Source organism: Streptomyces sp. NPDC002032 (assembly GCF_042890765.1).
Lineage (GTDB): Bacteria > Actinomycetota > Actinomycetes > Streptomycetales > Streptomycetaceae > Streptomyces.
This window is the reverse complement of the sequence record NZ_JBIASM010000002.1, coordinates 50,936-68,837: the sequence shown is the minus strand read 5'-3', so window position 1 is coordinate 68,837 and position 17,902 is coordinate 50,936. Positions and strand designations below refer to the sequence as shown.

Sequence of the window (17,902 nt, the reverse complement as noted above, 5' to 3'; positions counted from 1 at the left end):
CAGGGAGCCGCGACCCCGATGTCACAACCCTCAGAGCCGATCGACATGCACACGACCGCGGGCAAACTCGCGGATCTCCGCCGCCGCGTCGAGGAAGCCACCCACGCCGGTTCCGAGCGGGCCGTCGAGAAGCAGCACGCCAAAGGCAAGCTGACGGCCCGTGAGCGGGTGGCGTTGCTCTTGGACGAGGGGTCCTTCGTAGAGCTGGACGAATTCGCCCGGCACCGCTCCACCAACTTCGGGCTGGAGAAGACCCGCCCCTACGGCGACGGCGTCGTCACCGGCTACGGCACGGTGGACGGCCGGCCGGTGGCCGTCTTCTCGCAGGACTTCACCGTCTTCGGCGGGGCCCTCGGCGAGGTCTACGGCCAGAAGATCATCAAGGTGATGGACTTCGCGCTGAAGACCGGCTGTCCGGTCATCGGCATCAACGACTCCGGCGGCGCCCGCATCCAGGAGGGCGTCAGCGCCCTCGGCATGTACGGCGAGATCTTCCGCCGCAACGTCCACGCCTCCGGGGTGATCCCGCAGATCAGCCTGGTCGTCGGGCCCTGCGCCGGCGGGGCCGTGTACTCCCCGGCCATCACCGACTTCACCGTCATGGTCGACCAGACCTCGCACATGTTCATCACCGGTCCGGACGTCATCAAGACGGTCACCGGCGAGGACGTCGGCTTCGAGGAGCTCGGCGGGGCCCGCACCCACAACAGCACCTCCGGCGTGGCGCACCACATGGCGGGTGACGAGAAGGACGCCATCGAGTACGTCAAGTCCCTGCTGGCGTACCTGCCGTCGAACAACCTCTCCGAGCCGCCCGCGTTCCCGGAGGAGGCGGACACCGAGGTCTCCGCCTCCGACCTGGAGCTCGACACGCTGATCCCCGACAGCGCGAACCAGCCGTACGACATGCACACCGTGATCGAGCACGTGCTGGACGACGGCGAGTTCCTGGAGACGCAGTCGCTGTTCGCCCCGAACATCCTCACCGGTTTCGGCCGGGTCGAGGGGCACCCGGTGGGCATCGTCGCGAACCAGCCGATGCAGTTCGCCGGCTGCCTGGACATCAACGCCTCCGAGAAGGCGGCACGGTTCGTGCGGACCTGCGACGCCTTCAACGTGCCGGTGCTGACGTTCGTCGACGTACCGGGCTTCCTGCCGGGCACCGACCAGGAGTACAACGGGATCATCCGGCGCGGCGCGAAGCTCATCTACGCGTACGCCGAGGCCACCGTCCCGATGATCACCATCATCACCCGCAAGGCCTTCGGCGGCGCCTACGACGTCATGGGCTCCAAGCACCTCGGCGCCGACCTGAACCTGGCCTGGCCGACCGCGCAGATCGCCGTCATGGGCGCTCAGGGCGCGGTCAACATCCTCCACCGGCGCACCATCGCCGAAGCGGGGGACAATGAGGTGGAGGAGGTGCGCGCCCGCCTGATCGGCGAGTACGAGGACGCGCTGCTCAACCCCTACACGGCCGCCGAGCGGGGGTACGTCGACGCGGTGACCATGCCGTCCGAGACCCGCGCCCACGTGGTCAAGGGGCTCCGCCAGCTGCGCACCAAGCGGGAGTCCCTGCCTCCGAAGAAGCACGGCAACATCCCCCTCTAGGCCCCCCGAGGAGCTCACCGTGATGATCAAGGTCGTCAAGGGCAACCCGACCCCCGAGGAGCTGGCCGCCGCACTGGCGGTGGTCCAAGCGCGCGCGGCGGCGCTGGCCTCGGCCCCGTCGGGCGCGCCCCGGGTCCCGGACGAGTGGGCGTCCCCGCGCCGCGTGGCGCGGCGGCGGCTGCCGCAGCCGGGCCCGCACGCGTGGGGCCGTACGTACTGGCCCGCGCAGGGCTGAGCCGGGCCGCACCCGGGGAACATGGCACGAACGGACGGTGGCGCCTGAGTACGTGTACTCAGGCGCCACCGCCGTGCCGGGGGCCAGGATCGGGGCATGCTCTGGTCAGACCCGAAGGACGAGCCGCCCGAGGACATGCGCGACGCCCAGGCGATGCTCCGGCGGCTGCTGCTGGTGCTCGCGCTGGCGATGGCCGTCGCGGTGTACGTGCTCGGCATCGCCCCGTTCTGATCTCCCGCCCCGAACCGCCCGGAACCGCCCGGACCGCCCGCCCGGACCGCCCGCCCGGAACTCCCGCCCCCGCCCTACGATGGCCCCCATGACCGTAGAGCCACAGCGCACGCTCGTCCTCGCCTCCGCCTCCCCCGCCCGGCTGAACCTGCTGCGGCAGGCCGGCCTGGCCCCGCACGTGATCGTCAGCGGTTTCGACGAGGACACCCTCGAACACGACGAGCCGGCCGGGCTCGCCCTGGCCCTGGCCGAGGCCAAGGCGGCCGTCGTGGCGGGGCTGGAGGAGGCCGCGGGCGCGCTGGTGATCGGCTGCGACTCGGTGCTGGAGCTGGACGGCGAGGCCCTCGGCAAGCCGGCCGACGCCACGGAGGCCACCGCCCGCTGGAAGTCGATGCGCGGCCGGGCCGGCGTCCTGCGCACGGGCCACTGCGTCATCGACACGGCGACCGGCCGTCAGGTCTCGGCGACCGCCTCCACGACGGTCCGCTTCGGCGAGCCGACGGACGCGGAGGTGGCGGCGTACGTGGCGAGCGGCGAGCCGCTGCACGTGGCGGGGGCGTTCACCCTGGACGGCCTGTCGGCGCCCTTCATCGACGGCATCGACGGGGACCCGGGCAACGTGATCGGCCTCTCGCTGCCGCTGCTGCGCTCCCTGCTCGGCGAACTGGGCCTGTCGATCACGGACTTGTGGGCCTGAGCTCCTTGACCGGCGGCAGCGGCTCCGTCCGGCCCGTGGCGTAGAGCGTCAGGGTCAGGACGAGCAGGCACAGGATCAGCATCGTCGCCGCGAAGGCGCCCCAGCCGACGAGCCCCACGGCCAGGGCGCCGAGGAGGACGTGGGTGAGCGCGGCGGCGATGATCACGACGCGGGCGAACCGGCCGGGCGCCCGGTCCCGCAGGCCGGTCAGGGCGAGCAGGACGGCGCACAGCAGCAGGAAAGCCCCCAGGGCCGCGCCGAGCCCGTAGGTGGCCGCCGACATGACGTCGGGGTCCATTCCGGCGATGGACATCGACTGGTTCGCGGTCGTCTTGCCCAGGACGACGTGGACGAGCACCAGGACCGCCGCCTCCACGGCCAGCGCGAGCGCGCCCAGCCCGGCCACGAATCTGCGCAGCACGACGCCCCCCATCCCCCGCACACCACAAGCGTGTTCGACGCCCTGGAGGCTACTAACGAGTAAACCTGCGGACAAGGGGGCGGGGCGGCTTCGTTACGAGAGCCCTCCGTGACGGCTCTCACTCAAAGAATGCATAGGCCGTTCGTAGGGACTCGACAAAGAATCAGCGGGGGCCGCTGACCCGCCGAACAGAGACCTTCTCCGCGCAACGGGGTTACTGTGCAGTCGGGGATCTCCCTGACCTGGGGCGACACAAGGGCTTTCGCCGGACGAGGACGCTCGCGTCACGCTGCGTGTGGGCAAGCTCACCACCGGGGAAGGGTCGAAAGGCCGTGTCGGCTGTCCCTAAACTCAGCTTGTTTCAAGGAGGGAGCCATCGTGCGCAAGGTGCTCATCGCCAACCGTGGCGAAATCGCTGTCCGCGTTGCCCGGGCCTGCCGGGATGCCGGGATCGCGAGCGTAGCCGTCTACGCCGATCCGGACCGGGACGCCCTGCACGTCCGCGCGGCAGACGAAGCTTTCGCGTTGGGCGGTGACACCCCGGCCGCCAGCTACCTCGACTTCGACAAGGTCCTGCAGGCCGCGGCGGACTCCGGGGCCGACGCGATCCATCCCGGATACGGGTTCCTGTCCGAGAACGCCGAGTTCGCCCAGGCCGTCCTCGACGCCGGTCTGACCTGGATCGGGCCGCCCCCGCAGGCCATCCGCGACCTCGGGGACAAGGTCGCCGCCCGCCACATCGCCCAGCGGGCCGGCGCGCCCCTGGTCGCGGGCACCCCCGACCCGGTCTCCGGATCCGATGAGGTCGTCGCGTTCGCCCGCGAGCACGGCCTGCCCATCGCGATCAAGGCCGCCTTCGGCGGCGGCGGCCGCGGCCTGAAGGTCGCCCGCACGCTGGAGGAGATCCCCGAGCTCTACGACTCCGCCGTCCGCGAGGCCGTCGCCGCCTTCGGCCGCGGCGAATGCTTCGTCGAGCGCTACCTCGACAAGCCGCGCCACGTCGAGACCCAGTGCCTGGCCGACACCCACGGCAACGTCGTGGTCGTCTCCACCCGTGACTGCTCGCTCCAGCGCCGCCACCAGAAGCTGGTCGAGGAAGCCCCCGCCCCGTTCCTGACCCCCGCCCAGAACGAGGAGCTGTACGCGGCCTCGAAGGCGATCCTGAAGGAAGCCGGCTACGTCGGCGCGGGCACGGTGGAGTTCCTGGTCTCCGCCGACGGCCTGATCTCCTTCCTGGAGGTCAACACCCGCCTCCAGGTCGAGCACCCCGTCACCGAAGAGGTCTCGGGCATCGACCTGGTCCGGGAGATGTTCCGCATCGCCGACGGCGAGGAGCTCGGCTACGGCGACCCCGTCCTGCGCGGTCACTCCATCGAGTTCCGCATCAACGGCGAGGACCCGGGCCGCGGCTTCCTGCCCGCCCCCGGCACCGTCACCCGCTTCGATCCCCCCACCGGCCCGGGCGTGCGCCTGGACACCGGTGTGGAGTCCGGCTCGGTCATCGGCCCGGCCTGGGACTCGCTGCTGGCCAAGCTGATCGTCACCGGCGCCACCCGCGAGCAGGCCCTCCAGCGCGCCGCGCGCGCCCTGGCCGAGTTCGAGGTCGAGGGCATGGCCACCGCCATCCCCTTCCACCGCGCCGTGGTCACCGACCCCGCGTTCGCGCCGGCCGACGGCAGCCCGTTCACCGTCTACACCCGGTGGATCGAGACCGAGTTCGTCAACGACATCCCGGCCTTCGTCGCCCCGGCGGCCGAGGACACCGACGACGAGCCGGGCCGCGAGACCGTCGTGGTCGAGGTCGGCGGCAAGCGCCTGGAGGTCTCGCTGCCCTCCTCGCTGGGCATGACCCTGGCCCGCACCGCCGCCGCGGGCGGCGCCAAGCCCAAGCGGCGCGCGGCCAAGAAGTCCGGTCCCGCCGCCTCGGGCGACACCCTCGCCTCGCCGATGCAGGGCACGATCGTGAAGGTCGCGGTCGAGGAGGGCCAGCAGGTCAACGAGGGCGACCTGGTCGTGGTCCTGGAGGCCATGAAGATGGAGCAGCCCCTCAACGCCCACCGCTCGGGCACCATCGTGGGCCTGACCGCCGAGGTCGGCGGCTCCCTCACCTCCGGCGCCACCATCTGCGAGATCAAGGACTGACCTCCCGGATCCCCGCACGTGACGAGGCCCCGCCCGGTTCCCGGGCGGGGCCTCGTCGTCGTCCGGTCCGGTCCGGGCGGTCTGCGCCGGGCCACCCTGGCGGGAGCGGCCCGACGGACACCGTCCGGAGGTGGATCCGGCGGTCAGCGGCGCCGCATGTCCGCGACGCGGGCCCGTTCCCCGGCCTGCTGCTCCAGCATCGACGCGGGGGCACTGCGCAGCTGGGCGGTGGGGCCGCCGCGCCGCTGGACCGGCAGCGGGGATTCGCGGCGGGGCCTGCGGCCCTGCATGCCCTCCCCGCCCGCGCCGCCGCCGTGGCCCCCGCCGGAGGCCACCGCGGCGCCCGCCACGGTGATCTGCACGCCCTGGTCGGCCAGCGCCTGGAGCTCGGTGGCGGCCCGGTCGTCGTGCGGCGGCGGCTCGTCCGTGACCAGCCGCGTCATGACGTCCGTCGGGACGGTCTGGAACATGGTGTCGGTCCCGAGCTTCGTGTGGTCGGCGAGCACCACCACCTCCGCCGCGGCCTGCACCAGCGCCCGGTCCACGCTCGCGGAGAGCATGTTGGAGGTGGACAGCCCGCGCTCGGCGGTCAGCCCGCTCCCGGACAGGAAGGCCCGGGACACCCGCAGCCCCTGGAGGGACTGCTCGGCGCCGCTGCCCACGAGGGCGTAGTTGGACCCGCGCAGGGTGCCGCCGGTCATCACCACCTCCACCCGGTTGGCGTGCGCCAGGGCCTGGGCGACGAGCAGCGAGTTGGTGACGACGGTGAGGCCGGGCACCCGGGCGAGCCGGCGGGCCAGCTCCTGGGTCGTGGTGCCCGCACCGACGACGACGGCCTCGCCCTCTTCGACGAGGCCGGCCGCGACATCGGCGATGGCGGTCTTCTCCGCGGTCGCGAGGTGGGACTTTTGCGGAAAGCCGGACTCCCGCGTGAAACCGCCCGGCAGTACCGCACCGCCGTGCCGGCGGTCGAGGAGTCCTTCTGCCTCCAGTGCCCGCACGTCCCGCCGTACGGTCACTTCGGAGGTCTGGACGACGCGGGCGAGCTCACGGAGCGAAACCGCTCCGTTGGCGCGCACCATTTCGAGGATCAATTGGCGACGTTCTGCAGCGAACACGAAACTGACAGTAATGCCAGCGACCGTCTGCTTTCAGCTCTTTGCGCCGGAATACCGAAGTTGTCCATACGGCGGGCCGACCAGTGGTATACGCGACGGGACGGCGGTGCGAACATCCGCGGCACATCCGCCCCTCACCTCGACTCCCGCCCCAACCTCCGTACGGGAAGGGGCGGTTGGCCGCCGCTCAGGCCTCGCCGGCCGCCTTGCGGGTGTGCAGCTGGCGGGCGACCTCGGCGATCGAACCGGACAGGGAGGGGTACACCGTGAACGCGTTTGCGATCTGCTCGACCGTCAGGTTGTTGTCGACGGCGATCGAGATCGGGTGGATGAGCTCGCTCGCGCGCGGCGCGACGACGACGCCGCCGACGACGATGCCGGTGCCCGGGCGGCAGAAGAGCTTCACGAAGCCGTCCCGGATGCCCTGCATCTTGGCGCGCGGGTTGCGCAGCAGCGGGAGCTTGACCACGCGGGCGTCGATCTTGCCCGCGTCCACGTCGGCCTGGGTGTAGCCGACGGTGGCGATCTCCGGGTCGGTGAAGACGTTGGAGGAGACCGTCTTCAGGTTCAGCGGGGTGACCGCGTCGCCGAGGAAGTGGTACATCGCGATGCGGCCCTGCATGGCGGCCACCGAGGCCAGCGCGAAGACGCCCGTGACGTCACCGGCCGCGTAGACGCCCGGCGAGGTGGTGCGGGAGACCTTGTCGGTCCAGATGTGGCCCGAGTCCTTGAGCCGGACCCCGGACTCCTCCAGGTTCATGTCCCGGGTGTTCGGGATGGCGCCGACGGCCATCAGGCAGTGCGTGCCGCCGATGACGCGCCCGTCGGACAGGGTCACCTCGACGCGGTCGCCCACCCGCTTGACGGACTCGGCGCGCGAGCGGCCGACGACGTTCATGCCGCGGCGGCGGAAGACGTCCTCCAGGACGGCGGCGGCGTCCGGGTCCTCGCCCGGCAGCACGCGGTCGCGCGAGGAGACCAGCGTCACCCGGGAGCCGAGGGCCTGGTACGCGCCGGCGAACTCGGCGCCGGTCACACCGGAGCCGACCACGATGAGCTCCTCGGGAAGCTCCTCCAGGTCGTAGACCTGGGTCCAGTTCAGGATCCGCTCGCCGTCGGGCATCGCGTCCGGGATCTCGCGGGGGTGCCCGCCGGTGGCGATGAGGACCGCGTCGGCGGTCAGGATCGTCTCCGTGCCGTCGGCGGCCGTGACGATGACGTCCCGGGTGCCGTCGATGCCCTGCGGGCCGCCGAGCTTGCCGCGGCCGCGCAGGACGCGGGCGCCGGCCCGGGTCACGGAGGCCGTGATGTCGTGGGACTGGGCCAGCGCGAGGCGCTTGACGCGCCGGTTCACCTTGCCGAGGTCCACGCCGACGACGCGCGCGGCCTGCTCGATGTGCGGGGTGTCGTCCGCGACGACGATGCCCAGCTCCTCGTACGACGAGTCGAAGGTCGTCATGACCTCGGCGGTCGCGATGAGAGTCTTCGAGGGCACGCAGTCGGTGAGCACCGACGCCCCGCCCAGACCGTCGCAGTCCACGACGGTCACCTCCGCGCCGAGCTGGGCCCCCACCAGGGCCGCCTCATACCCGCCGGGTCCGCCGCCGATGATCACGATCCGGGTCACGAAAAGTCCGCCTCACGTCTTCCCGGCCGGCTGCCGCCCCGGCCGGTGTTCCGGGGGGTCTCCCCGGGGGATGCATTCCGTGCCCCATTGTCCCGCACTCCTCAAGGTGCTTCTCCCCCGGTCCCGCCCCCGGTGCGCCATCCGGGCACGCGGGCCGGGGCGCCCCTCCCGTACCCTCGACCTCATGTCGCTCTACGCCGCGTACGCCGGCAACCTCGACCCGCGGCTGATGACGCGCCGCGCTCCGCATTCGCCGCTGCGCGGCACGGGCTGGATCAACGACTGGCGGCTGACCTTCGGCGGCGAGCAGATGGGCTGGGAGGGCGCCCTCGCCACGGTCGTCGAAGCCCCCCGCCACCAGGTCTTCGTCGCCCTCTACGACATCGCGCCGCTGGACGAGGACTCCATGGACCGCTGGGAGGGCGTCGGGCTCGACATCTACCGGCGCATGCGGATCCGGGTCCACACCCTGGACGGCGAGGAAGCCGCGTGGGTGTACGTCCTGAACGGGTACGAGGGCGGCCTGCCCTCGGCGCGGTACCTGGGCGAGATCGCCGACGCCGCCGAATCGGCCGGCGCGCCGCACGACTACGTGATGGAGATCCGCAAGCGCCCCTGCTGATCTCCGCCCGGTCTCCAGCGGGTCCCGAGGGGTCCTCCGGGCCGCGCGGCAGCCGCCGGGGACGATTCGGCGGAAACGACAAGGCAACGATCCGAACACCGTGAGCTGCGCCATCTACGCGCGTAGGCCGAGAGCGGCTACGCTCGTCCGCGTGAACGCATCTGTTACCGACCCCTTCGCCCACGCCGACGCCGCCGCCACCCGCCTGCGCGAGCTGACCGGCGTCGATTCCCACGATGTCGCCCTCGTCATGGGCTCCGGCTGGGCTCCCGCCGCCGAGGCGCTGGGTGCGCCCGAGGCCGAGTTCCCGGTCACCGAACTGCCCGGCTTCCCGCCCCCGGCCGTCGAGGGCCACGGCGGCAAGATCCGCTCGTACAAGATCGGCGAGAAGCGCGCGCTGCTCTTCCTCGGCCGGACCCACTACTACGAGGGCCGCGGCGTCGCCGCCGTCGCGCACGGCGTCCGCACCGCCGTCGCCGCCGGCTGCAAGACCGTCGTCCTGACCAACGGCTGCGGCGGTCTGCGCGAGGGCATGAAGCCCGGCCAGCCGGTCCTGATCAGCGACCACCTCAACCTGACGGCCACCTCGCCGATCGTCGGCGCGAACTTCGTCGACCTCACCGACCTGTACTCGCCGCGCCTGCGCGCGATGTGCAAGGAGATCGACGCGAGCCTGGAGGAGGGCGTCTACGTCCAGTTCCCCGGCCCGCACTACGAGACCCCGGCCGAGATCAACATGATCCGCGTGATGGGCGCCGACCTGGTCGGCATGTCCACCGTGCTGGAGGCCATCGCCGCCCGTGAGGCCGGCGCCGAGGTCCTGGGCATCTCCCTGGTCACCAACCTGGCGGCGGGCCTGTCCGGCGAGCCGCTCAACCACGAAGAGGTCCTCCAGGCCGGCCGCGACTCGGCCGCCCGCATGGGCACGCTGCTGACGCAGGTCCTCGCCCGCATCTGATCGACGTACGAGAGCTAAGGCGGAAGCAGTGCAGGAACAGGACGACCTGATCACCCGGGCGCAGGCCTGGCGGGCCGAGGACCCCGACCCCGAGACGGCGGCCGAGCTCGGCCGGATCATCGAGGCGGGCGACACGGCGGAACTCGCGGACCGTTTCTCCGGCACGCTCCAGTTCGGCACCGCCGGACTGCGCGGCGAGCTCGGCGCGGGCCCCATGCGGATGAACCGCGCCGTGGTCATCCGGGCGGCGGCGGGCCTGGCGGCCCACCTGCTGGCCCAGGGCCACGCCAGCGGCCTGGTCGTCGTCGGCTACGACGCGCGCTACAAGTCGGCCGACTTCGCCCGCGACACCGCCGCCGTGATGACCGGCGCCGGGCTGCGCGCGGCCGTCCTGCCCCGGCCGCTGCCGACGCCGGTCCTCGCGTTCGCCATAAGGCACCTGGGCGCCGTCGCCGGCGTCGAGGTGACCGCGAGCCACAACCCTCCCCGGGACAACGGCTACAAGGTCTACCTCGGCGACGGCTCGCAGATCGTGTCGCCCGCCGACGCGCAGATCGCGGCGCAGATCGACGCGATCGGCGCACTGGCCGGCGTACCGCGTCCGGAGAGCGGCTGGGAGGACCTCGGTGACGAGGTCCTGGAGGCCTACCTGGCCCGTACCGACGCCGTCCTGACCCCCGGGTCCCCCCGGGGCGTGCGGACCGTCTACACGGCCATGCACGGCGTCGGCAAGGACGTCGTGCTGGCGGCCTTCGCCCGCCACGGCTTCCCGGCCCCGGTGCTCGTCGCCGAGCAGGCGGAGCCGGACCCGGCCTTCCCGACGGTCGCCTTCCCCAACCCGGAGGAGCCGGGCGCGATGGACCTGTCCTTCGCGAAGGCCGCCGAGGCGGAGCCGGACATCGTCATCGCCAACGACCCGGACGCCGACCGCTGCGCGGTGGCCGTCCCGGACGGCGACGGCGGCTGGCGGATGCTGCGCGGCGACGAGGTCGGCGCGCTGCTGGCGGCCCACCTGGTCCACAAGGGCGCGCAGGGCACCTTCGCGGAGTCCATCGTCTCCTCGTCGCTCCTGGGCCGGATCGCCGAGGCCGCGGGCCTGCCGTACGAGGAGACCCTCACCGGCTTCAAGTGGATCTCCCGCGTCGAGGGCCTGCGCTACGGCTACGAGGAGGCGCTCGGCTACTGCGTGGACCCGGAGGGCGTCCGCGACAAGGACGGCGTCACGGCCGCCCTGCTGGTGGCGGAGCTGGCCTCGGTCCTCAAGGAGCAGGGCCGCACCCTGACCGACCTGCTGGACGACCTGGCGATGGAGCACGGCCTGCACCACACCGACCAGCTGTCGGTGCGCGTCGAGGACCTGTCGGTCATCGCGAACGCCATGGCCGCGCTGCGCGCCGAGCCGCCGGTGTCCCTCGCGGGCCTGCGGGTGGTCTCGGCGGAGGACCTGAACCGGGGTACGGACTCGCTCCCGCCCACGGACGGCCTGCGCTACTACCTGGACGGCGACTACAAGGCCCGGGTCATCGTCCGCCCCTCCGGCACCGAGCCCAAGCTCAAGTGCTACCTGGAGGTCGTGGTCCCGGTGGCCGACGCGACCGACCTGGCTCCGGCCCGCGCCCGCGGCCAGGAGATCCTGGACGCCGTCAAGAAGGACCTCGCGGCAGCCGCCGGCATCTGAGGCCCCCGACGGCCCGACGGCCCCCCGAGCCCCGGCTCGGGGGGCCGTCGGCGTACCCGGGCCCGCGCCGCCGCAGGCGCCCGTACCGCCGCTACCCCTTCCCCGCCACGCCCGCCACGCCCGCCACGCTCCGCACGCGGCGGCGGTGGCGGGCCACGCGCTCGCGGTTGCCGCACTGTTCGCTGGAGCACCAGCGGCGGCGGTGGCCGCGGGAGGTGTCGAGGTAGACGCGGGCGCAGCCGTCGCCCTCGCAGGCGCGCAGCAGTGCCAGGTCGCCGGGGTCCGTCAGGAGTTCCACCGCGTCCCGGGCCACCGCCGCGAGCAGGCCGGGGCACTCCACCCCGCCGCACAGCTCCCGTACGAGGTGCCCCTCCCGGTCCCGTACCGCGCACAGCCCGGGCGGCGGGCCGGCCGCCGCCGCGTTCACCCGGGTCAGGGCGCCGGCGGCCTCCTGCGGTCCGGCGGCCCCGGCCAGTTCGGCCCGTACGAGGCTGTCCACATCGGCGCGCAGGCCGCGGAAGGCAGCCACCCAGTCGGGCCCGAGCCGTCCCAGCGGGGTCCGGTCGGGCACCAGCCCGGCGCCGACCAGCCACAGCCGCAGCTCGTCGGCGTCACGGATGCCCTCCGCGTCCCCGTGGGGCGTGAAGGTGGCCAGCAGGTCGAGACAGACCCGCCCGGAGTCGAACCACATGCGCGTCACCGCCTAGGTCTCGCCGTGGGCCGCCTCCCCAGAGTGCCGGGGCGCGGTGCGCAGCGGAAGCCCCCGGCGGGGCCCTACGCGGGCGGCGGGTCGTCGTGGAGCAGGCGCTGGAAGAGACGGTGGTCGCGCCAGGCCCCGTCGATGTGGAGGTAGCGGGGGGCGGTCCCGTACGCGGTGAAGCCGGCCTTGGCCAGGACCCGCTGGGAGGCGAGGTTGCCGAGCAGGGTCCCGGCCTCGACCCGGTGCAGGGCGAGTTCGTCGCGGGCGATCCGGCAGACCTCCTCGACGGCGGCCGTGGCCAGGCCCTTGCCGTTCCAGTCCCGGTCGGTCCAGTAGCCGATGCCGCCGCTGCGCAGGGGGCCCAGCGCGATGGAGCCGAGGTTGATCCCGCCGACCGGGTCCGGGCCCGCGACCAGCACGTACGGCAGGGTCCGGCCGGCCTCGCGCTCGGCCAGCAGCCCCTCGATCCGCTCCCGTTGCCCGGCCTCGGTGTAGAACCGGTCGGGGCGGTGGGGCTCGTAGGGCTTCATGAACGCCCGGTTGCGGGCCAGTACGCCGGCCAGCGCGGCGGCGTCGTCGAGCGTGACGCCCCTCATCTCCACCCCGTCAATGATCACCCGGCATGCTAGACCGCCCCCTCCGCCCGGGACCAGTCCCCCGCGTCCAGCGGCAGCCGGTATCCCCGCTTGACCACGGTCTGGATCAGCCCCGGGGCCCCCAGCGCCGCCCGCAGCCGGGCCATCGCGCTCTCCACGGCGTGCTCGTCGCTGCCCGCCCCCGGCAGCACGCCGAGCAGTTCGGCCCGCGACACCACCCACCCGGGCCGCCGGGCCAGCGCCGTCAGCAGCGCCATCCCGGCGGGCGGCACGGGCCGCAGCGCGCCGTCGACGAGGACGGCGTGGCCCCGGATCTCCATCCGGTGCCCGGCGACCGGCAGGGCCCGGGCCCGGGCGGGGAGTTCCTGGCAGAGCAGCTGCACCAGCGGACCGAGCCGGAACCGCTGCGGCGCCACCGCCAAGATCCCCTCGGCCTGGAGCGGCAGCGCGGTCACCGGCCCGACGCAGGCGCCGAGCACCGGCCCGCGCAGCGCCTCCACCACGGCCTCCCGCAGCCCGCGCTGCGCCGCCCGGGCCAGCATCGAGGCCACGGCGGGCGCGGAGGTGAAGCTGACGGCGTCCAGCGCCCCCACCGCGACGGCGTCCAGCAGCCGGTCCAGCGGCGCGAGGTCGCGCGGCGGCATCCACCGGTACACGGGCACCGCCACCACGTCGGCGCCGGCCGCGCGCAGGACCTCCACGAACCCGGGCAGCGGCTCACCGTGCAGCTGGAGCGCGATGCGCCGGCCCGCGACCCCGTCGGCCAGCAGCCGGTCCAGCACCTCGGCGAGGGATTCGGAGCCCGGCGACCAGGCCTCGACGAGCCCGGCGGCCCGTACGGCCCCCTTCACCTTGGGTCCGCGGGCCAGCAGTTCGGCGGTGCGCAGCCGTTCCAGGAGACCCTCGCCGATGCCCCATCCCTCGGCGGCCTCGATCCAGCCGCGGAAGCCGATGGCGGTGGTCGCGACGACGGCGTCCGGCGGGCAGTCGATGAGCTCCTCGGTGGCGGCCATCAGCTCGCCGTCGTCGGCCAGCGGCACGATCCGCAGGGCGGGCGCGTGCAGCACGGCCGCTCCGCGGCGGCGCAGCAGGGCGATCAGGTCGTCGGCGCGCCGGGCCGCGGTGACGCCGACGGTGAAGCCCGCGAGCGGGCCGTACGCCGGCTCGTCCGGGACGGACGCCGTGGACGCCGTGGACGTGAGGGGCATCGCGGGCGGCGCGGGCATCGCCGGCGTCGGGGGGTTCGTGGGCATCTCGGGTGACCTGCCTCGGCTTGCGGGGTGCCCGGTGGGGGCGGGTGGCGCGGGAACCGAGCCTGTCAAGGCGTCGTGTCTGCTTGGGTTCCAGGGTATTTCGGGGCCGTAACGCGGCGCCCTCACACGGAGGTGAGCTGTGCCCGTCCGGCGCTCCCGGCCGCCGGAGCCGCCGTCCGCCCGGGCCGGCGCAGGTATACGGCCCAGGTGACGGCGCAGCACACCGCGTAGAAGCCGAGGAAGGTGACGAAGGCGGCCGTGCCGGAGCCGCCGTCCCGGAACGCCTGCCGGAAGACGAGGTTGACGCCGAGGCCGCCGAGCGCCCCCACGGCTCCGATCAGTCCCATGGCGGCCCCGGAGAGCCGCCGCCCGTACGCGGCCGCCCGTTCGCCCGTCAGGCCCCGGGCGAGGCCCTGCGCGTGGAAGATGCCGGGAACCATCTTGTAGGTGGAGCCGTTGCCGGCCCCGCTGAGCGCGAAGAGGGCCACGAAGCCGGTCAGGAACACCGGCAGGGAGTCCCGTACGGAGGCCAGCACCACCACCCCGGTGGCCGCGGCCATCGCCGCGAAGGCGGCCAGGGTGATCCGCGCCCCGCCGAACCGGTCGGCGAGCGCCCCGCCCACCGGCCGGGCCAGGGAGCCGAGCAGCGGTCCGAGGAAGGTCAGCGAGGCGGCCTGGAGCGGGGTGTGGCCGAAGCGGGTCTGCAGGACCAGCCCGAAGGCGAAGCCGTAGCCGATGAAGGAGCCGAAGGTGCCGACGTAGAGGAAGGCCATGATCCAGGTGTGCCGCTCCCGCAGGGCCTCGCCCACGGCGCCCGAGTCGCCGCGCACGGGCGCCAGGTTGTCCATGCGCAGGAGCGCCAGCACGGCCGCCGCCACGATCAGCGGGACGTACGCGGCGAGCAGCAGGCGCGGGTGTCCGGCCCCGGCGGTGGCGATGACGAGCAGCGCGGCGAGCTGGACGACGGGCACGCCGATGTTGCCGCCGCCCGCGTTGAGCCCGAGGGCCCGGCCCTTCTCGCGGAGCGGGAAGAAGGCGTTGATGTTGGTCATGGAGGAGGCGAAGTTGCCGCCGCCCACCCCGGTCAGCGCGGCCACGGCGAGGAAGGTCCCGTACGAGGTGCCCGGCTCCATGACGGCCAGCGCGGCGACGGTCGGGACGAGCAGCAGCAGGGCGCTGAAGACGGTCCACTCGCGGCCGCCGAAGCGGGCCACGGCGAAGGTGTAGGGGATCCGGACGAGGGCGCCGACGCAGGTGGCGGTGGCGATCAGGAAGAACTTCCCGGCCGGGTCGATGCCGTAGGCGGGGCCCATGAAGAGCACCAGCACGGACCACAGGGACCAGACGGAGAAGCCGATGTGCTCGCTGAACACCGAGTACAGCAGGTTGCGCCGGGCGATCGGCCGGCCCGTCCGCCGCCAGAACGTCTCGTCCTCGGGGTCCCACCGCTGGATCCAGCGGCCCCCTTCGCGCGGTGCGGTGGTACGGGTCATCACACGCCTCCCCAGCTGTCGCGTCCGTGGAGCCCGACGCTACGGACGGCGCGTTTCCGCCCCGCCCCCGCCGGATGACCGGCGGGCTACCTCGCGCTCACCCGTCGCCGGCCCCCGGTGTGAGCGCCGCCGGGAGCCAGCTGCCCGGGGGCACGTCCAGCCAGCCGTGCGCCCGGGCCAGCCCGTCGGCGGCCCGGAGCAGGGCGTCGAGGCCCGGGTGGCGCAGACCGCGCGCCCACACCAGCGCGAGCGGGGACAGCGGTACGGGGTCCACCAGGGGCCGCTTGACGCAGCCGGGCAGCTCCGCGAAGTCCACGGTGGCCAGGACCGGGGTGCGCGTCTTGGCCATCACCCGGCCGAACTCCTCCTTGCCGACCGCGACCGGCGCGGGCGGCGCCAGCGCGATGTCCCGTCCGGCGAACAGCTCGCGGGCCAGCCCTGTCCACTCCAGAGTGCGGGGGTTCCCGGCCCCCGCGTAGACGCTCTCCCCGGCGAGCGCGGCCAGCGGTACGCCGTCCAGCGCGGCCAGCGCGTGGTCCTCGGGCAGCAGCACGGCCAGCGGCTCGTAGCGCACGGGCCGGTGCGCGAGCCGCACGCCCAGCGCGGGCGCCAGCCCGGCCGCGTACCCGAAGGACACGTCGAGCCGGCCGGCGGCGATCTCGGCGGCCGCGTGGCTGAGGCCGCTCTCGAAGCGGGCCATCAGCTCGCAGCCGGGGGCGAGTTCACGGGCCCGTTCCAGCACCCGGCGGCCGGTGCCGGGGCCGTCGGTGTTCACGTCGACGAGCAGCGGCCGGGGCGGCCCGGCGAAGGCCGCGGCCAGTTCCCGGTGGGCGCGCAGCACCTCGCGGGCGTGGGGCAGCAGCCGTTCCCCGTCGGCGGTCAGCTCGACCGCGCGGGTGGTGCGCAGGAACAGGGCCGCGCCCAGCTCCCGTTCGAGGCGGCGCACGTCGCGGCTGAGGGCCTGCTGGGCGACGTGCAGCCGGGCGGCGGCGCGGGAGAAGTGCAGCTCCTCGGCCACGGCGAGGAAGCCGCGCAGCAGCCGGGGGTCCACGGCGTCACGGGAGTTCACCAGCGGAGACTAACAACGCGGGCGGACCGTACGGGATTGACAACAGGGGTGCGTGAAAGGCTCCGGAACAGGTGTTGGACCGGGACGGGGGCCGGGCCGCAGGCTCGTGCCATGCCGCAGACGACCCCGCTGATGGCCGTGACCGGAAGCACCCTGGTCCTGGCCGCCCCCGCCGCCCCCGTCCCCTCCGCCCCCGCCGTCCCGTCCTCCCCCTCCGCCCCCGCCCGGGCCCTCGGCCCGTACGCGCGCCTCTTCGCCGTCCCCGGTGCCCGCGGGTTCACCGCCGGGAGCCTGCTGGCCCGGCTCCCGGCGGGCATGTTCGGGATCAGCGCGGTCATGATGATCGCCGGGCAGCGCGGCTCGTACGCCCTCGCCGGGGCGGTCACCGCGACCGGCATGGCCGCCACCGCCGTGGTCGCGCCGTGGACGGCCCGGCTGGTCGACCGGCACGGCCAGGCCCGGGTCGCCCTGCCCGCCACCGTGATCGCGGTCCTCGGCTCGCTCTGCCTGGCGCTGTGCGTCCGGACCGGGGCCCCCGCCTGGACCCTGTTCGCCTCCTACGCGGCCACCGCCACCACCCCCAACACCGGCGGCATGTCCCGGGCCCGCTGGACCCATCTGCTGCCCCGCGCCGCCCACCACGGCGCGATGTCCTTCGAGCAGGCCGCCGACGAGCTGTGCTACATGCTGGGCCCGGTCCTGGCCGCCCTCCTGTGCACCGCGCTCTTCCCCGAGGCGGGCACCCTCACCGGCGCGGCCCTGCTCCTGACCGGCATGCTCGTCTTCACCGCCCACCGCGCCACCGAGCCCCCGCCGGCCGGGGTCCCGCACGCCGGGGGAACCCGGGCGCTGCGTCCGCTGCTCCCGCTGCTCGGCCTGTTCCTCGCCACCGGGGCGGTGTTCGGCTCGATGGAGGTCACCTCGGTGGCGCACCTCTCGGGGCTCGGCCTCGGCGCCGCGTCGGGGCCGGTGCTGGCGCTCCAGGCGGCGGGCTCGTGCGCGGCCGGGCTGTTCTACGGCACCCGCCGCCCCCGCAGCCTCACGCTCTGCCTGGCCGTCCTGGCCGGCGCGATGGCACTGCCCTGGGCGGCGGCCGCGTCCGGCTCGCTGCCGCTGCTGGCGGGGGCGCTGCTGCTGGCGGGGACGGCGACGGCCCCGGTGATGGTCACGGCCATGTCGCGGGTGCAGGCGCTGACCCCGGCGGGCCGCCTCAACGAGGGCATGACCCTCGCCGTCACCGCCATCCTGGCGGGCATCGCGGCCGGCTCGGCGGCGGCCGGTCTGGCCGTCGACCGGCTGGGCACCACCAGCGCGTACGCCCTCCCGGCCATGGCTGCCCTTTTTGCCCTCTTTATCCGGCGGGCGAGTGACCGTACCCGCGTGGTACTCACGACCGGCGAGCGCGATCCGCAATAACTGGGGGGTCTTCCCAGCGCCCTTCCCTTCGCGGA

The 17,902-nt window shown here is 74.0% G+C and carries 17 protein-coding genes; 9 read left to right on the top strand and 8 right to left on the bottom strand.

Annotation, left to right across the window (positions count from 1 at the left end; all coding sequences use genetic code 11):
- The first annotated feature begins 18 nt into the window (after positions 1-18).
- From ACFYYT_RS04425 to ACFYYT_RS04410, 4 genes are all read left to right on the top strand, one after another.
- Positions 19-1,611 (top strand): acyl-CoA carboxylase subunit beta, encoded by a 1,593-nt coding sequence (locus ACFYYT_RS04425; RefSeq protein WP_351823015.1) that lies wholly within the window; start codon positions 19-21, stop codon positions 1,609-1,611.
- Positions 1,612-1,633: 22 nt separating this feature from the next.
- The gene (locus ACFYYT_RS04420; RefSeq protein WP_351823105.1) at positions 1,634-1,846 is read left to right on the top strand and encodes an acyl-CoA carboxylase epsilon subunit; all 213 of its coding nucleotides are present in this window, start codon (positions 1,634-1,636) and stop codon (positions 1,844-1,846) included.
- 96 nt (positions 1,847-1,942) lie between these two features.
- Positions 1,943-2,077 carry a morphogenic membrane protein MmpB gene (gene mmpB, locus ACFYYT_RS04415; protein ID WP_351823012.1) on the top strand — a complete coding sequence of 45 codons (135 nt, stop codon included), beginning with the start codon at positions 1,943-1,945 and terminating at the stop codon, positions 2,075-2,077.
- 79 nt (positions 2,078-2,156) lie between these two features.
- Positions 2,157-2,774, top strand: coding sequence for a nucleoside triphosphate pyrophosphatase (locus ACFYYT_RS04410; protein WP_351823009.1), 618 nt, complete (start codon positions 2,157-2,159; stop codon positions 2,772-2,774).
- Here ACFYYT_RS04410 and ACFYYT_RS04405 read toward each other — a convergent pair.
- Positions 2,755-3,195, bottom strand: a complete 441-nt coding sequence (locus ACFYYT_RS04405; protein ID WP_351823007.1) for a hypothetical protein — start codon at positions 3,193-3,195, stop codon at positions 2,755-2,757. The two genes, ACFYYT_RS04410 and ACFYYT_RS04405, sit on opposite strands and share 20 nt — an antisense overlap.
- A gap of 378 nt (positions 3,196-3,573) precedes the next feature.
- Here ACFYYT_RS04405 and ACFYYT_RS04400 point away from each other — a divergent pair, with 378 nt between their 5' ends.
- Positions 3,574-5,337, top strand: a complete 1,764-nt coding sequence (locus tag ACFYYT_RS04400; RefSeq protein ID WP_351823005.1) for a biotin carboxylase N-terminal domain-containing protein — start codon at positions 3,574-3,576, stop codon at positions 5,335-5,337.
- 143 nt (positions 5,338-5,480) lie between these two features.
- Here ACFYYT_RS04400 and ACFYYT_RS04395 read toward each other — a convergent pair whose 3' ends face one another.
- Positions 5,481-6,455, bottom strand: a complete 975-nt coding sequence (locus ACFYYT_RS04395; RefSeq protein WP_351823002.1) for a DeoR/GlpR family DNA-binding transcription regulator — start codon at positions 6,453-6,455, stop codon at positions 5,481-5,483.
- A 187-nt stretch (positions 6,456-6,642) separates the two neighbouring features.
- A complete protein-coding gene (locus tag ACFYYT_RS04390; RefSeq protein ID WP_351822999.1) occupies positions 6,643-8,082 on the bottom strand; it encodes an NAD(P)H-quinone dehydrogenase in 1,440 nt (479 codons plus the stop codon).
- A 184-nt stretch (positions 8,083-8,266) separates the two neighbouring features.
- Here ACFYYT_RS04390 and ACFYYT_RS04385 point away from each other — a divergent pair, with 184 nt between their 5' ends.
- The 3 genes from ACFYYT_RS04385 to ACFYYT_RS04375 all read left to right on the top strand — a co-directional run bounded on the left by ACFYYT_RS04385 (position 8,267) and on the right by ACFYYT_RS04375 (position 11,340).
- The gene (locus ACFYYT_RS04385) at positions 8,267-8,704 is read left to right on the top strand and encodes a gamma-glutamylcyclotransferase (RefSeq protein WP_351822996.1); all 438 of its coding nucleotides are present in this window, start codon (positions 8,267-8,269) and stop codon (positions 8,702-8,704) included.
- 151 nt (positions 8,705-8,855) lie between these two features.
- On the top strand, positions 8,856-9,662 hold the full coding sequence (locus ACFYYT_RS04380) for a purine-nucleoside phosphorylase (RefSeq protein ID WP_351822993.1): 807 nt from the start codon (positions 8,856-8,858) through the stop codon (positions 9,660-9,662).
- Positions 9,663-9,690: 28 nt separating this feature from the next.
- The gene (locus ACFYYT_RS04375) at positions 9,691-11,340 is read left to right on the top strand and encodes a phospho-sugar mutase (protein WP_351822990.1); all 1,650 of its coding nucleotides are present in this window, start codon (positions 9,691-9,693) and stop codon (positions 11,338-11,340) included.
- A gap of 91 nt (positions 11,341-11,431) precedes the next feature.
- Here the strand turns inward: ACFYYT_RS04375 and ACFYYT_RS04370 are convergent, their stop codons facing one another.
- From ACFYYT_RS04370 to ACFYYT_RS04350, 5 genes are all read right to left on the bottom strand, one after another.
- Entirely contained in the window at positions 11,432-12,031 is a 600-nt protein-coding gene (locus ACFYYT_RS04370) for an ABATE domain-containing protein (RefSeq protein ID WP_351823102.1), read from the bottom strand.
- Positions 12,032-12,114: 83 nt separating this feature from the next.
- Positions 12,115-12,636, bottom strand: a complete 522-nt coding sequence (locus ACFYYT_RS04365) for a GNAT family protein (RefSeq protein WP_351823099.1) — start codon at positions 12,634-12,636, stop codon at positions 12,115-12,117.
- 29 nt (positions 12,637-12,665) lie between these two features.
- Positions 12,666-13,844 carry a uroporphyrinogen-III synthase gene (locus ACFYYT_RS04360; RefSeq protein ID WP_351823097.1) on the bottom strand — a complete coding sequence of 393 codons (1,179 nt, stop codon included), beginning with the start codon at positions 13,842-13,844 and terminating at the stop codon, positions 12,666-12,668.
- A gap of 167 nt (positions 13,845-14,011) precedes the next feature.
- Entirely contained in the window at positions 14,012-15,382 is a 1,371-nt protein-coding gene (locus ACFYYT_RS04355; RefSeq protein ID WP_351822988.1) for a nitrate/nitrite transporter, read from the bottom strand.
- 97 nt (positions 15,383-15,479) lie between these two features.
- On the bottom strand, positions 15,480-16,451 hold the full coding sequence (locus tag ACFYYT_RS04350) for a LysR family transcriptional regulator (protein ID WP_351822985.1): 972 nt from the start codon (positions 16,449-16,451) through the stop codon (positions 15,480-15,482).
- Between the two features lie 111 nt (positions 16,452-16,562).
- Between ACFYYT_RS04350 and ACFYYT_RS04345 the strand changes: the two genes are divergently transcribed.
- Entirely contained in the window at positions 16,563-17,867 is a 1,305-nt protein-coding gene (locus ACFYYT_RS04345) for an MFS transporter (RefSeq protein ID WP_351822983.1), read from the top strand.
- Positions 17,868-17,902 lie beyond the last annotated feature (35 nt).